Raw genomic sequence first — 13,855 nt, 5'->3', positions numbered from 1 at the left:
ATGTCCAAGACCCATCTGATGGGCCCCCGGTGGGTCGCCATCGGCGAGGCGGCCGGGTTCATCCATCCGCTCTCGAAGGACGGCCTTTATTTCGGCCTCAAATCGGCCGCCGTTCTCGCCCTCTCGCTCTCCAACGGGGGCGTTGACGACCGCGCCTTTTGGAAGCGCCTCGAGGACCAGGTCGTGAAGCCGCGGAAGAAACGCGCCTCGCGGCAGCGGTGGTGGGGGAACCATTTCGTGGTGGATTGGATCCTCAGGCGCACGAAGGTGAGCGAAAAGAGCCGGAGATTCCTCTCCGAGCTGGTCGGGGCGAAGCCGATTTAGAGCAACCTTTCCCTCCGAGAGGCGATACCCGCTCGCATCTGGCCCGGAAGTAATCGGGATTGGTCATCTCAAGGTGGAGCGACGGATGGTAACGGGACCCTCAGGAATCGGCAGTTGTCTGTTGTCGCAGCTCTTTTCCGTCGCCCCGGCGTCCGCAGGCGCCGGCGTCTTGTCGTGCCCGGCCGACTTATTTCTCCCCGAAACCGCCGCTGATGCCGGCTCCCTGGCACGGGAGCAGGTGGTGGTGGTGAAGGGCCATGATCATATCGAGAGAGTCCTCCAAAAGTTCGATGTCCCCTTCCTGCCTCCGGTCCGATGCGATGACAGAAATCCCATCAACGAACAGCTGCTCCGCGGGGCCACGTATCTTTTCGTGAATTGCGGGGGCGCCCTCGCCGACGGCGATCCCGTGAAAATCGCCGCATGGGTCGAAGGGGGCGGCCGGCTCCTGACCACGGACCGGATGGTCTATCACCTCCTGGAACCCGGTTTTCTCGATGAAAAGGGGCGCCCTCTGGTCCGCTATCACGAGAAGAGCCTCAGCACGGACGAGGCCCACGAGTTCCCCGTTTCCGAAGCCGCCTGGGACGACCCGGCGGCCAGGGTCCTCTTGCGGGACGGGGAAAGGATCTTTTGGAAGGTCAAAAAGTGCTCTTATCCCGTTCAAATCGTCGATCCTCACAGGGTTCAGGTCCTGGCGCGATCCTCCCAGTTGGGGGCCATGTTCCCCGGGGTCCAGGGCACCGACGCCCTCTTCCTGCGCTTCGCCTACGGCCGTGGAACGGTCTTGCACCTCATGTCTCACTGGGATTGCCAGGAGCTCGAAGGAGAGATCCGTGAATCGGAGCCCCCCTCGCCAAGGTCTGTCACGTTTATCCGGGAAAAGAACTAGCCCCATCCGAACCCGCTGATTTCAATAGTTTTTTGTGATCATCCGCTCTCCCGTCGGCGTTTGTCCCTAAGAACGCAACTTTTCCGTTTTCGGGCCGATAAAAATAAGGCCATGACTCTTTTCGCTTTCAATCCGCTGGCCCCTCTCTTGTCCTCGGTTCAGGCCTCGCAAGTGAGCCTCGAGGCCCTGACGCCCGTGGTCTGCCAATTGCGGGAAACCTTGGAGGCGGGGGGGACCTTCCGGATGACGGAGGGCGAACGGGACCGGGTGGAATCCGCTCTTCAAAGGCTGGATCAGGTCGCGACCCATTTCGGCGCCGCCTCGGGCCTGGTGTGCAGCGAGGTCTTGCAACCTTTTGTGCAAAAGGTCGTCAACGCCTGGCCGGCCCGCATGGGTTACCGCTCGGAGGCCCCCGACGACATCACCCGGGAGTATTGCCTCAGCGCGGAGATCGCCAGCGGGGGATGCAGCAAGCTTTTCCACGGATACCATCTCGAGAACGGAACCCTGGTGGCCATCAAGGTGGCGGACGTCGAAGAAAACCCGAGCATTTCACAGGACGTGGCCGACCAGCTCCTGAGACGGGAATACGAGATCTTGGAGGCCCTGCGTTCCAGTTCGCGCCCGGGCATTCATCGATTCGGCACGATGAACGGCAAGGCCTGCATGGTGATGGAACATCTGCACGGGCGGGATCTCCACGAATTGCAGGACGATCTCCTGCACGGATTGAAGACCAGCGACGATCTGGATCAATTGGTGGAGATCGGTCGGCAGGCCGTCTCGGAGGTCGCCGCCGTTCATGAACAGGGCATCGTGCATTGCGACGTGAAGCCGGACAATTTCATGGTCCATAACAGGCGGCTTCGGATCTTCGATTTCGGCATCGCGCGCCGGGAAGGCGAGGTCCAATCCTTCATCGGCGGGACTCCGGGCTACATGTCGCCGGAAAGCTTCACCCAGAACCCCACCGGATTTCCGAGGGACGTGTTCGCGCTCGGGGCGATGCTCTATCAGCTCATGACGGGGCGCCCGCCCTACGAGGGGGCCTCCGTGGAGGAGACGCAGCAGAACCTGATGAACCCGGAATTTCACCCCGAGCTCCCGAGCGCCGTCCTCCTGCGCAACCGTCCCGACCTGAAAAAGGGATTGTCGCTCCAGCAGCTGCAGAGATTGAATCACCGGCTGAGGGTCTTGGACTCGATCGTGATGAGGGCGATCAACAGGGACCCGAACCTCCGCTTTCAGGATGCGGGCCACATGCTCGCAGATTTCCGCAGATTCGACTTAACATCCTGGGCGGCCATGACGATGGGGCTCGGCTCGCGGCGAAGAAGCGCGGGCTAGCCCCGCTTCCCGCGGGACAGCGCTCGCTTTGGCTCGTAATGGAAGCTAGAACGGCGTCTCCGAAATCCTGAAATCGTCGTAGTCGCAGACGGCCGGCGTGTGGGTCGCGTTGCCGTCGGTCAGGAGACCGAACCCGTCCGGGTGCTTCTTGGGCTCCGATTTGAAGATCTTCCGGTAATCCTCCATCACGTTGACCGCCTTGGTCTGCCAGCTTCCCACACCGCCCGGACCGCTCTCCACGACGAGGATGTAAAACTTGCCCGGCTTTTTTTCGACCACGGTCCCGGCCGGGAGCGTCGTGCTCCAAACGTACTTGATGGCGTTGCCGGTGTAACCGCCGAAGGTCACGTAGATGCCGCAGGCGCTGTCGTTGGGCATTCCGTTCCGCTCGTCGCCCCCCTTGGGGAGGGTGATCGCCCGCCACTTCCAGGAAAAGTTCGGGTATTGTTCCGTGTCCCAAATGAATCTCTTGAAGGTTTGCACCGAGATGTCCTTGTCGTCGCTCGCGCGGAGGAACTTGTTTCCGCCCTCGTCCTTCACGATGTAGACGTCGTCGGCCTTGCCGCGCTGAAAGGGGTAGGTCCGGAAGCTCTTGGGGAACTTGTCGAGCTCGTACTGGGTGAAGTCCTCGACGTTCCGGACCGCGTGGGCGGGGATCGCGGCGGCGGCCAGAGACGTCATCGTCAGGAGAGCGGTGAGCAGGAGCCTTTTCATAAATTCCTCCGTGGAGTGGGGTCAATTTAGCAATAATTCGTTAGACACGCGAGGCGAAAAACGCGGTCCCGGCGGCGTTACTTGTCGATTTCAAAACGGATTCCGATCTCCAGGTCCTCGTCATAAGCGGGAAACGGCGCGGCGCGGCGGATGGTCGAGAGCGCCTCTTCGTCGAGCACGGGAGAGCCGGAGGAGGACTTGAGGGCGAGGCCTTGAGGCTGTCCGGAGGCGTCGATCGCGAAGCGCACGCGCGAGACGCCTTCGATGTTCATGCGCCGCGCCATCAGGGGGTAGCGTTTGGCCCGCTCGATGCGCGCCCGGATCTCGGCCAGGATCGAACTCCCGCCCCCCGCCCCGGACCCGGGTCCGGCCGGTTCCGGGCCCTGTCCGGGTCCCGCGGGACCCGACGACCCGGCGGGGACGTCGTCTCCCCGCGGACTCCCCGGCTTGGATCTGCGAAGCGCTTCCTTCCGCGCGGGAAGCTTCAAGGCCTCCGGATCGGCCGATTCCCTGGGTTCGGGGACCTGAGGCGCGGAAACGGCGTGGGGTCCCTCGCCGCCGATGATCTCGACGGTGACCCCGTGTCCGCCGCCGCCGCCCGCGAGCGGGGCCTCCGTCCCATCCGAATAGGCCCAGAAAAGGACGACGGCCAGGAGGAGTCCGTGCGCGGCCAGGGAGACGGCGAGGGGGAGGCTCAAGGGTCTCATCACCCGATCAAGTTAACGCATCGGCACGCAGGAAGGGAGCCCCGTTTTTTCGTCGCTCAGGACGCGCATCGAGAGCCCGAAGACGTGGCCGATCGACTCCGGCGTCAGGGTCTCGGCGGGCGACCCCGAGCGGGCGACGAGCCCGTCTTTCATCAGGATTAAACGGTGCGCGTAGAGCGCGGCCAGGTTCAGGTCGTGCAGGGTCATCACGATCGAAAGGCCGTTCTCCGCGTTCAGCGCCGCGCAGAGGTCCAACAGCTCCTTTTGGTAGCGGACGTCCAGGTGCGACGTGGGTTCGTCCAGGAGCAGGACGCTCGCCTCCTGGGCGAGCGCCCGGGCGAGGATGACGCGCTGTTTTTCGCCGCCGGAGAGCTCCCCCAGTCCGCGTTCGCGCAGCCTCCAGGTATCGGTCCGTTCCATCGCCTCGCGGGCCCGGGTCCGGTCCGCCTGGGATTCGAATCCCCAGAGACCGACGTAGGGCGCGCGGCCCATGAGGACGACCTGCTCCGCGGGGAAATCCAAAAACGGCTCTTCGTTCTGGGGGACGAAGGCGATCGCCTTGGCCCGCTCCTTCATCGGCAGGGACGCGAGGTCCCGGCCCCCGATCCGGACGCGGCCGGAGCGCGGCTTCAGGAGGCCGGCCAGGTTCTTCAAGAGCGTCGTCTTGCCGGAGGCGTTCGGTCCCAGGACGCCGAGGATTTCCCCGGGACCGAGGCGGACCGAGACGCCGCGAAGGACGTCGTCGTCCCGATAACGGTAATGGAGGTCCTCGGCGGACAGGACGGCGGATGCGGTCATGAGCCGCCCCGTTTCTTCATGAGAATGAGGAAGAACGGCGCGCCGACCAGGGCCGTCACGGCCCCGACGGGGAGCTCGGTCTGAAAGGCGGTGGAGACGAGGAGGGTGCGCGCGATCGTGTCGCAGACGATGAGGAGCATCGCGCCGATCCAGGCCGAGGCGGGGATCGAGATCCGGTGGTCGGGCCCGACCGTCCAACGCGCGATGTGCGGCACAAAGAGGCCGATGAAACCGATGAGTCCCGCGAGCGGCACGACGGCCCCGACCATGAGCGAGGCGGCGAAGAAGATCCGCCGCCGGTGGCGGTCGGGATCGGTCCCCAGGGCCTGCGCCGTCTCGGGCCCGGCCGTCAGGAGATTGAGGGCCCGTCCTTCCGCCGTGAGGAGGACGAGACCCGCGACGACGATCGCCGCGACGCAGCCGATGCGGGCATAGGTCTCCGTCTCCAGGTTGCCGATGAGCAAGAAAAGGATCTTTTGCGACTGCTCGAAGCTCGCCAGCCCGTTCAGGATCAAGATGAAGGCGAAGAGAAAGGCGTTCAGGATCACGCCGGTCAGGAGAAGCGTGTGCGGGGCGATCCGTCCCGAGCGCATGGAGGCGCGGTAGACGAGGAGCATGGCGGCGATCGAGGTCGCGAAGGCGAGCACGGGAACGGCCGCGAAGGGGAGCTTCAAGGCGAGCCCCAAGATGCTCCCCAGGGCCGCCCCGCTCGAGACGCCCAGGATGTACGGATCGGCCAGGGCGTTTCTCAAGAGCCCCTGAAAGGCCGTTCCGGACGAGCCGAGCGCCATTCCGGCCAGGGCGGCCAGGAGGACGCGGGGCAGGCGGCTGACCCACAGGATGTCCTTTTGCTCGGGGGCCCAGTCCTTCCAGGCGGTGAAGAAGGGGAGGGGGCTCTCGCCCGCGAGCGAGGCCGCGAGGGCCACGGCGACGGCCAGGGCCGCCAGGAGCGCGTTCAGGCCCATCCATCTTCGGAGCGTCAGTGTCTTCATCGTGACTGGGTCGCTTGAATGAGGGCGTCCAGGGCCTCGGGGATGCGGGGCCCGGGCACGAAGAGGTCGGCGGGGAGTTTTTTGACGGCGCCGTTCTTGACCGCCGGCAGGGAGGCGTAGCGCGACCAGAAATCGCCCGTGTCCGTGGCGTCCATGTCGATGATGACGTCCGGGGCCCTTGCGATGACCGTCTCCATGCTGAAGTTGGGATACGGCAAACGCGAGGCGCCCGCAATGTTTTCGGCGCCGGCGAGTTTGAGGAGGCTGTCGAGAAAGGTCCCGCCCCCGGCGACGATGAGCGGCCGGCGCTGGATGACCATGAGGGCCTTTCTCGCGGGACGGCCCTTCGCCTTGGCGGCGGCCGCGTCGATCCGGTCTCGGAGCGAGGCGATCAGGGTCTCGCCGCGGCCGGGGACGCCGGTCTTGGCGGCGATCGAACGGATCGAGGCCATCACGTCCTCCAGGGAATCCGCCTTGACCGAGAGGACAGCGACGCCGGAGCGCTGGAGGGCGGACTCGAGCCGCGGCGTGGTCGCGTCCGGCACGATGACGGCCAGGTCCGGCTTGAGCGAGAGGATCTTTTCGAGGCTGCGGTTGGAATAGCCGCCGATCTTGGCGATCTTTTGTGCCTCCGGCGGATGCGTGCAGAAGGTCGTGACGCCGACGACCTGGTCCCCCAATCCCAGGGCAAAGAGGATCTCGGTCACGTTGGGCCGGAAGGAGACGATGCGGTCGCGGCAAAAGCCGGCAACGGGAAGAAAGACGGCCAGAAGGAGGGGTAAGACCGCTCTCCGGAGGAGACGGGTCACGGAAGGTCGCTGAGGTCGATGCTCGGATCGGGCGAGGATTCGGCCTCGACGATCACGCGTGCGACGGTCTCGAGGCCGTCGATCGTCGCGCTGATGAAGGCGTCCCCCGCGGAGACGGTCGTAACGAGCCCGTTTTCGTCCACGGTCGCCACGCCGAAGTTGTCCGTGGCCCAGACGACCGTATGGGCATCGCCCTCGGTCTCCCCGGGCAGGACGAAGCTCTTCTGCACGTCCTCGATGACGGAATCGTCGTCGAGAAACACGTCCGCGGTGAGTTGGAGGGTCTTGCCGATGCCCTTGACCTTCGTATAGGCCGGGCGGATGGCGAGTGTGGCCACCGGCGAATCCGCGCCCCCTCCCTCGATCCGGCCCGTGCTCCCGTTCGGGACCTCGATGACCTGATAGCCGCCGTCGCCGGTCCCGCAGGCGGCCGTGAAGAGGGCCAATCCAAAAATGATGAATAATTTCCTCATGTTAACGGGGTCCCCCGTCAACCGGTTCGGAGCCCTTATAGCACCCCCGCCGGTGACACACAAGTTATCGGTATGATTCGGGAAATGTGTCGGGAATAATCTTAATTCCGTCGCGAGATCAGATCTTCAGCTCGACCTTCCCGAAAAAACTCCGTCCGGGCAGGGGGAAGCCGACCACGTCCTCGATGCGGTCGTTCAAGAGGTTCTTGCCCTCGAAGCCCCAGGTCAGCCGCTTGGGGTAGGTGATGGAAAAACCGGCGCCCAGGAGGACGCGGTGGTCGACGCGGAGGACGTTCTGGGTGTCCAGAAAGTTTCCGTCCTGAAAGGTGACGTCGGTGAACACGCGGCTCCAATCCGTAAAATAGGCCGCCTTGGCGCTCGCCTCGTGGCGGGGGCGTCCGGGAAGGAAGTTGCCGTCGAGCCCCGGAAGGCCGCTCACGTCCTTGGCCCACTGAAAGGTATAGTCGGCGGCGAGATCGAGGTGATCGAAGAGCGTCGCCGAGACCGTCGCCTCCGCGCCCTGGATGCGGGCCTTGGTCAGGTTCTGGGCCTGGACCGTGAATTGGGAGGTCTGGACCAACTGGATCAGGTCGTCGATGTGGTTCAGGTAGTAGGAGATTTCGAGGCGCACGGGCGCGATCCGGAAGATCCCGCCGATATCCCAGTTCAAACTCTTCTCGGGTTCCAGCGACGGATTTCCGACGAACGTGCCGCGGTCGCCGAAGAGCTCCGAAAAACTCGGGATGCGGAACCCCCGCGAAAAATTCGTTTTGAAGACGGCGATGCCGTCGCCGCCCCAGGGCTGGACCTTCACGCCGACCTTGCCGCTGACCGGATGATGCGCCGTGGACGGCGCGCCGGCCTGGGTGTCGAAGATATGCTCCGTGCGCACCGAGGGATTGAGGATCAGCCTCTCGTCCCAGAGATAGATCTCGTCCTCCAACCCGAAGCTGGCGGTGTTGCGGACGCTGTGAGGCTGCGACGACGGCGTTCGCGCAAAGTCTTCGGGCAGGAACTGCTCGCCGCGGTAGTCGAGCGTGGCCGTCAGCCGTTGATGGCGGCCGGCCGGCGTTTCGGCGAGGATGGACGAGCCGTATTGGAACGTGTCGTTGTCGTTGTCCTGCGTGCCCAGGCCGATGTCGCCGTCCCGGTCCGTGAATTGCTGCTTCTGGTACTGAAAAAAGGGGATGAGGGATATTTGTAGGGGCGCAATTAATTGCGCCCCTACGCTGCGGATCTCCACCGAAAAGGCGTTCCGCGTCGTCGAGAGATCGGCCGTCTCCGACGTGAGGGTGCCCAGGCCCGGGATCCCGCGGTCCTCGCGGAAGAATTGGTTGTTGAAGGAGAAATTCCTCCAATCGAATTTCGTCAGCAGGTTGTGCCGCGCGAATTCGTTGTTCCGCCGCTTCTCGACCCGATCGTCGTCCGGATTGAACGGCGTGCCGTTGTCGCTCTCGAAGGTAAAGTCGCCGGAGCTGCGCGTGTACGTGTATCCGGCTTGATAGGCAGTCCTCTCAAAACGCTGGGATTGGAGCAGGGTGCCCTCGATCGTGTTGAACGATCCATAAGAGGCGCTGAGGCGCGTCTCCCTTCCGCGCCCCGCCTTCTTCGTGACGATGTTGACGACGCCGCCGATGGCGCTCGTCTGAAAGCGCGCGGGCGCCGCCCCCTTGTAGACCTCGATCCTCTCGATCTGATCGGTGGGGATGGACGCGACGTTCACCGACCCGCCCTGGCCCTGGCCGAGCGGGATGCCGTCCACGTAGACCGCGACCTGCTCGGAGGTGGAGCCCCGGATGGAGACGGTGGCGAAGTCGTCCAGGCCCCCGCGGCGCTTGACCTGGACCCCGGCCTGCTCCTCCAGGACCTCGGAGAGGTTCGTCCTGCGGCCCTCCAGGTCCCTGGCGGTGATGACGCTGGTGAACGCGGCCGAGTCGTAGGCGGCGGCCGCGCCCGTCCCCGCCCGGGTCTCGGCCCCCGCGCGGATCTCGATCTCCCCGAGCGATTGTTCTTCGGCCATGGCCGGTTCCGCCAGCAGCCCGCAAATCGCTAGTGGCGCCAGTATTTTTCCCGTAAAATAACCCACCGTGATTTTCACCCGCGCCGTCTTCTCACGTCTCCTCGCCCTCGTCTACTTCATCGCCTTTCTCTCCCTGTGGCTGCAGCTGGACGGCCTCATCGGCTCCGGCGGCGTCCTGCCCGCCTCCCAGTTGATGCAGGCGGCGGCCGCGAAGATCCCGTGGCGCGCCGACCTCCTCCCCACGGTCTTCTGGTTCTCCACCAGCGACCGCTTTCTGCACTTCGTCTGCGGCGGGGGGATCCTCCTGTCCGTGATCGCCATCGCGGGGTTCGCGGAGCCCCTCGTCTTCCTCCTCCTGTGGGCCTTCTACCTCTCGCTCGTGACCGTCTCGGGCGAGTTCCTTTCCTTTCAATGGGACAACCTCCTCCTCGAAACGGGATTTCTGGCCATCTTCTTCGCGCCCTTCCGGTGGCGCGAGAAACTCTCGAACGTCCCGCCTCCGTCGGGCGTGATGGTCTGGCTCCTCCGCTGGCTCCTCTTCCGGCTCATGCTCCAGTCGGGCCTGGTGAAGATCCTCTCCGGCGACCTGGCCTGGGCCTCCTTCACGGCGCTCACCTACCACTATGAGACCCAGCCCCTGCCGACGTGGATCGGGTGGTACGCCCACCAGCTCCCGGCCTGGTTTCACATGGCCTCGGAGGGCGTCATGTTCGCGATCGAACTCGCCGTGCCGTTTTTTATCTTTCTCACGCGCCGGTTCCGGATCGCCGCGTTCTGGGCCTTCGTCGTCTTCCAGGGGCTCATCGCCGCCACGGGGAACTACGGCTTTTTCAATCTCCTGACCTGCGTCCTCTGCGTCGTTCTGCTCGACGACGAGTGCCTCGGTTTTCTCGCGCGGAGGGAGAGGAAGGAGAAGAGGGCGGAGAGGGAGACCTCGCTCAGCGAGCCCCGGGCCTCGCGGGCGGTGCGGACGCCCCAGCCCTCGCGCCTGCCCCTCGTCTTTTTCATCCCCCTGGCGGTCTTCATCGTGGCGTTAAGCGGGGCGGAATGGGCCGCGCGGGTCTTCGGGGCCGGGTGGATGCCGGGGCCCGCCCGCGGTGTCCTGGCCGCGGTCGCCCCGTTCCGGTCGGTCAACACCTACGGCCTCTTCGCCGTCATGACGACGGAGCGCGCGGAGGTCGTCGTGGAGGGGAGCATGGACGGCGTCACGTGGCTCCCGTACGAGTTCAAGTGGAAGCCGGGCGACGTGACGCGGAGGCCCGGCTTCGTCGAGCCCCGTCAGCCGAGGCTCGACTGGCAGATGTGGTTCGCGGCCCTCGGCACCTGCGAGCGGAACCCCTGGTTCACGAACTTCCTCTACCGCCTGCTGCAAGGCTCGCCGCCGGTCTTGGAGCTCCTGGAGACGAACCCCTTCCCGGACAAGCCCCCGCTCTACGTCCGGTCCGTCCTCTACGACTACCGGTTCACGGACCCGGAGACGAAGGCCGTGGACGGGGCCTGGTGGAGGAGGGGGCTCAAAGGGGAGTATTGCCCGGTGGTGTCGCTCCCGCGATAAAGCCGATCTCCCGTCCCTCACATGGCCCTCAGCTCCACCATTTACATCTTCGACATCCGCCTCTCCGACGGGGATCGCCAGGTTTACGAAACCCTCTCGCTGCGGGTCGCGCGCCATCCTTCGGAAACCGCGGAATATCTCCTCACGCGCGTGCTCGCGTATTGCCGGGAGTTCACCGAAGGCATCGCCTTCTCCAGCGGAGGCCTCTCCGACCCCGACGAGCCCACGCTCTCGGTGCGCGACCTGACGGGCGCGTTGCGGACCTGGATCGAGATCGGCGCCCCGGACGCGGCCCGTTTGCACAAGGCCAGCAAATCGGCCGCGCGCGTGGCCGTGTATTCGCACAAGGACGTGGCGTCGTGGATGGGGAACCTGGCGGGCGAACGCATCCATCGCGCCGGGTCCATCGAAGTCTACGCCGTGGACCGCGCCTGGCTCGCCGCTTTTGCGGCAAAACTCGAACGGCGCATGGCGTTCGACCTGGCGATCGCCGAGGGCACGATTTACGCCACTTTGGGTGAAGAAACATTGACCGGAAAGATAGAGCGGTATGAGATCACGAATGCGAAGGAATGAATTGTTTTTGAAACTTATTCGGTGGGAAGGATCTCGACGGCCTTCCAGCTAATCGTTGGCAAACCCGATCTTCCGCCGCCCGGAAGGCGGCGGCGTCATCATTTCCCGAATGGCATCGAAGACGACCTTGAACTGGTGGTCGTATTTCTTTTCCAGCTCGTCGAGGCGTCGGGAGAGCTCCTTATTGGAGGATAAAAGTTGCCGGAGCCGAACGAAGGCCCGCATGATTTCCACATTAACCTCTATGGCTCGCTCGCTATTCAATACACTAGAGAGCATTGCTACCCCTTGTTCGGTAAATGCATAGGGTCGAAATCGACGACCGCCCCAGTATTTTGAGGTCGCAATTTGCGACCTCAAGTTTGTAACCTCTTGAATATTCAGTTGAAACATGAAGTCGGCTGGGAATCGTTTGGGGTTCCTGCGAATCTGCTCATTGAGACGCTTGGTGGGGACGCCGTACAAGGCAGCAAGATCCGCATCCAGCATCACCTTCTGCCCCCGCAGGAACAGGATCTTGCGATCGATGGATTCTACAGAGAGGGTCGATTGGGTTTCCGACATAGAAATCTCCTCGGGCCCGGAGAACTGCAACATCTATGCCCGAGATTTCCCGCAGTAAGGCCGATCAAACCGACCGGTTTTTCGGACGATGGTGTTCGATTTTATCTTTTTCTTCAGCGGGGAGGGCCGAGAACCGCCGCACGCTCACGTGGAGAGCGCAGAAAGATATGCAAAATTTTGGCTTAAACCGGTTAACTCCCGCGATTCATTGGTATCTTCATTTCAATAATTGGCAGCCGCCGCTCGCTGCCTCGATGGTCGTCAGAGTTAAGGTCGATGTATTGTTGCCCTCGACGGGATCAACCACCTGGGCGGAGCCGACCAATGAGTTACTGATGGTTCCCCCTTCGTTGACGTGGACGACGAGCGTGACCGTTGCCGTTTCGCCGTTCGCAATGGTCCCAAGATCGCAGAAGATCGTGGTGGTCCCGGCGCAACTCCCCTGCGTGGCGCTCGCCGACACGAGACTCAAGGACGTGGGAAGATCATAGCGGAGATCCGCCCCGCCGGCATCTTCAGGCCCATTATTGTGAACCAAGATGGAGAAGGTGGTCGAGTCGCCGACTCCAAGGGCCGATGAAGAAGGGGAATTGAGGGCGGCTGAATCGGAAGATGAGGAAACGGCGAGATCGGCGGTGTTCCCCAAATACTTCGCGATCGCGTAATTGATGTCCATGGCGGTGGCATCCCAAAATGTTCCTGCGGCTATGATTTTGCCGTTGGCCTGAATCCCCGCGATACCGGCCCGGATGTCATCCGTTCCCTCGCCGACCTGAAAATCGGTGGTGACAAAACCGGCGCCTCCGCCGAAGCTCGTGTCGAGTGTGCCGTCGACATTATACCGGGCAACGCAGAAGTCCTGACTGAAACCGAGTAGATCCGTGGCGGCTCCGCCTCCAGCAACAATCTTGCCGTCTTCTTGGAGGTCGATGCTGTTGATGTTATCCCCCGCCCCGCCGTCCGAAATGTCCGTTATGATCTTGCCGCCGGTCCCGAAGGCGGCGTCGAGAGAGCCGTTCGTGTTATAGCGCACCAGGGCGAAATCGGTGTCGGAACCGCCGTTCGTATATCCCGCGACGACGATCTTCCCATCCGCTTGAATCTTCAGGTCCGCCGCTCCTGCGCCAGCGCCGCCAAAGTCGGTGGTGACGAGACCGCCTGTCCCGAAGCTAATATCGAGGGTCCCGTTGGAGTTATAGCGTGCCGTGGCAAATGTAGAGCTGTTGTTGCCGGCGCCGGTCACGACGATCTTGCCGTCGCTCTGGACGGCAACGGCATAGGCTTGATCGTAGTCGCCCCCGATATCCGTTATGACGATCCCATCCGTTCCGAAGCTTGTATCCAGACTACCGTCGGTCTGATAGCGCGCGAGAACGAAGTCATCTTTGGGAGGATCGGTAAAAGAAACGGTCTCCTGCCCGACCACCACGATTTTGCCGTCCGATTGGATGGCCATGGCGTATGCGAAGGAGCCTAGATCAGGGGAGGGGGTGGTGACCTTCCCTCCCGTTCCAAAGCCGGAATCAAGACTTCCGTCCGTATGGTAACGGGCGAGGGCAAAACCCACGTCGGTTGCCCCCGCCACGACGATTTTGCCATCCACTTGGAGGGCTATCTCCTGGGCGCTGTCGTTCCCCCCGAAGTCCGTGGCGACCTTGCCGCCCGTCCCGAAGTCCGTATCCAGGCTGCCGTCCGGGTTAAACCGTATGACGAGAAAGTCTCCGCTTTGATAGCCCGCGGTGACGATCTTTCCGTCCCCCTGCAGCACGACGTCTTCAGGAATATCGTCGCCCGCGGAGACGTCGAGCGTCACAAGTCCGTCGCCGCTGAAGCTCGTGTCCAAGTCCCCCGGCGCAGCAGGTGCCTGCAGCGGCAAAGAGGACGCGAGCAGGCCCAGAATGAGAAGAGTGCTTTTGTTCATGGGCTTAACCTCCGATGTGTTGGGTGAAAATCTTGGCAAGTCCTATTGGAGACGGACGTCAAATTCAACTGCTTAAAAAAAGGTACCTCAAAGCGCTAACCTCCTTATTCAGCAGAAACATGAAGTCGGTGGGGTTCGGTGATCGGACGCTGATTTAATTCTT

General features: G+C 63.2%; 14 protein-coding genes and 1 pseudogene. 6 read left to right on the top strand and 9 right to left on the bottom strand.

Annotated features, from left to right (window positions below; genetic code table 11):
* The 3 genes from VLJ37_06425 to VLJ37_06415 all read left to right on the top strand — a co-directional run.
* Positions 1-324: hypothetical protein (locus VLJ37_06425; GenBank protein HSA59304.1), on the top strand; the 324-nt coding region annotated here is incomplete at its 5' end.
* 121 nt (positions 325-445) lie between these two features.
* Positions 446-1,216 (top strand): hypothetical protein, encoded by a 771-nt coding sequence (locus tag VLJ37_06420; protein HSA59303.1) that lies wholly within the window; start codon positions 446-448, stop codon positions 1,214-1,216.
* Between the two features lie 111 nt (positions 1,217-1,327).
* Positions 1,328-2,563, top strand: coding sequence for a serine/threonine-protein kinase (locus VLJ37_06415; GenBank protein HSA59302.1), 1,236 nt, complete (start codon positions 1,328-1,330; stop codon positions 2,561-2,563).
* A 45-nt stretch (positions 2,564-2,608) separates the two neighbouring features.
* On the opposite strand, the gene VLJ37_06410 is transcribed toward VLJ37_06415, so the two are convergent.
* The 7 genes from VLJ37_06410 to VLJ37_06380 all read right to left on the bottom strand — a co-directional run bounded on the left by VLJ37_06410 (position 2,609) and on the right by VLJ37_06380 (position 9,154).
* Positions 2,609-3,277, bottom strand: coding sequence for a DUF3047 domain-containing protein (locus VLJ37_06410; protein HSA59301.1), 669 nt, complete (start codon positions 3,275-3,277; stop codon positions 2,609-2,611).
* Positions 3,278-3,354: 77 nt separating this feature from the next.
* Entirely contained in the window at positions 3,355-3,984 is a 630-nt protein-coding gene (locus tag VLJ37_06405) for an energy transducer TonB (GenBank protein HSA59300.1), read from the bottom strand.
* 12 nt (positions 3,985-3,996) lie between these two features.
* Positions 3,997-4,782, bottom strand: a complete 786-nt coding sequence (locus VLJ37_06400) for an ABC transporter ATP-binding protein (GenBank protein ID HSA59299.1) — start codon at positions 4,780-4,782, stop codon at positions 3,997-3,999.
* On the bottom strand, positions 4,779-5,774 hold the full coding sequence (locus tag VLJ37_06395) for an iron ABC transporter permease (GenBank protein ID HSA59298.1): 996 nt from the start codon (positions 5,772-5,774) through the stop codon (positions 4,779-4,781). Before VLJ37_06395 ends, VLJ37_06400 begins: the two co-directional genes overlap by 4 nt.
* The gene (locus tag VLJ37_06390; GenBank protein HSA59297.1) at positions 5,771-6,583 is read right to left on the bottom strand and encodes a cobalamin-binding protein; all 813 of its coding nucleotides are present in this window, start codon (positions 6,581-6,583) and stop codon (positions 5,771-5,773) included. The genes VLJ37_06395 and VLJ37_06390 overlap by 4 nt, the downstream gene beginning before the upstream one ends.
* Positions 6,580-7,056 (bottom strand): Ig-like domain-containing protein, encoded by a 477-nt coding sequence (locus VLJ37_06385; protein HSA59296.1) that lies wholly within the window; start codon positions 7,054-7,056, stop codon positions 6,580-6,582. Before VLJ37_06385 ends, VLJ37_06390 begins: the two co-directional genes overlap by 4 nt.
* 118 nt (positions 7,057-7,174) lie before the next feature.
* Entirely contained in the window at positions 7,175-9,154 is a 1,980-nt protein-coding gene (locus tag VLJ37_06380) for a TonB-dependent receptor (GenBank protein ID HSA59295.1), read from the bottom strand.
* Between VLJ37_06380 and VLJ37_06375 the strand changes: the two genes are divergently transcribed.
* Both VLJ37_06375 and VLJ37_06370 read left to right on the top strand, forming a co-directional pair.
* Positions 9,144-10,631, top strand: coding sequence for a lipase maturation factor family protein (locus VLJ37_06375; GenBank protein ID HSA59294.1), 1,488 nt, complete (start codon positions 9,144-9,146; stop codon positions 10,629-10,631). The genes VLJ37_06380 and VLJ37_06375 overlap by 11 nt on opposite strands.
* 21 nt (positions 10,632-10,652) lie before the next feature.
* Positions 10,653-11,207: a YaeQ family protein gene (locus VLJ37_06370; GenBank protein HSA59293.1), complete on the top strand. Its 555-nt coding sequence runs from the start codon at positions 10,653-10,655 to the stop codon at positions 11,205-11,207.
* Between the two features lie 48 nt (positions 11,208-11,255).
* Here VLJ37_06370 and VLJ37_06365 read toward each other — a convergent pair whose 3' ends face one another.
* On the bottom strand, positions 11,256-11,771 hold the full coding sequence (locus VLJ37_06365) for an ORF6N domain-containing protein (GenBank protein HSA59292.1): 516 nt from the start codon (positions 11,769-11,771) through the stop codon (positions 11,256-11,258).
* Between the two features lie 88 nt (positions 11,772-11,859).
* Between VLJ37_06365 and VLJ37_06360 the strand changes: the two are divergent.
* Positions 11,860-11,961 (top strand): annotated as a pseudogene (locus VLJ37_06360) (DUF4160 domain-containing protein).
* A 27-nt stretch (positions 11,962-11,988) separates the two neighbouring features.
* Here the strand turns inward: VLJ37_06360 and VLJ37_06355 are convergent.
* Positions 11,989-13,692, bottom strand: a complete 1,704-nt coding sequence (locus VLJ37_06355) for a hypothetical protein (protein ID HSA59291.1) — start codon at positions 13,690-13,692, stop codon at positions 11,989-11,991.
* Between the last annotated feature and the right edge of the window lie 163 nt (positions 13,693-13,855).

This window comes from bacterium (assembly GCA_035454885.1).
In the GTDB taxonomy this organism is placed as follows: domain Bacteria; phylum UBA10199; class UBA10199; order JACPAL01.
The sequence above is the reverse complement of the archived record's forward strand: the minus strand, read 5'-3'. Positions and strand labels throughout refer to the sequence as shown.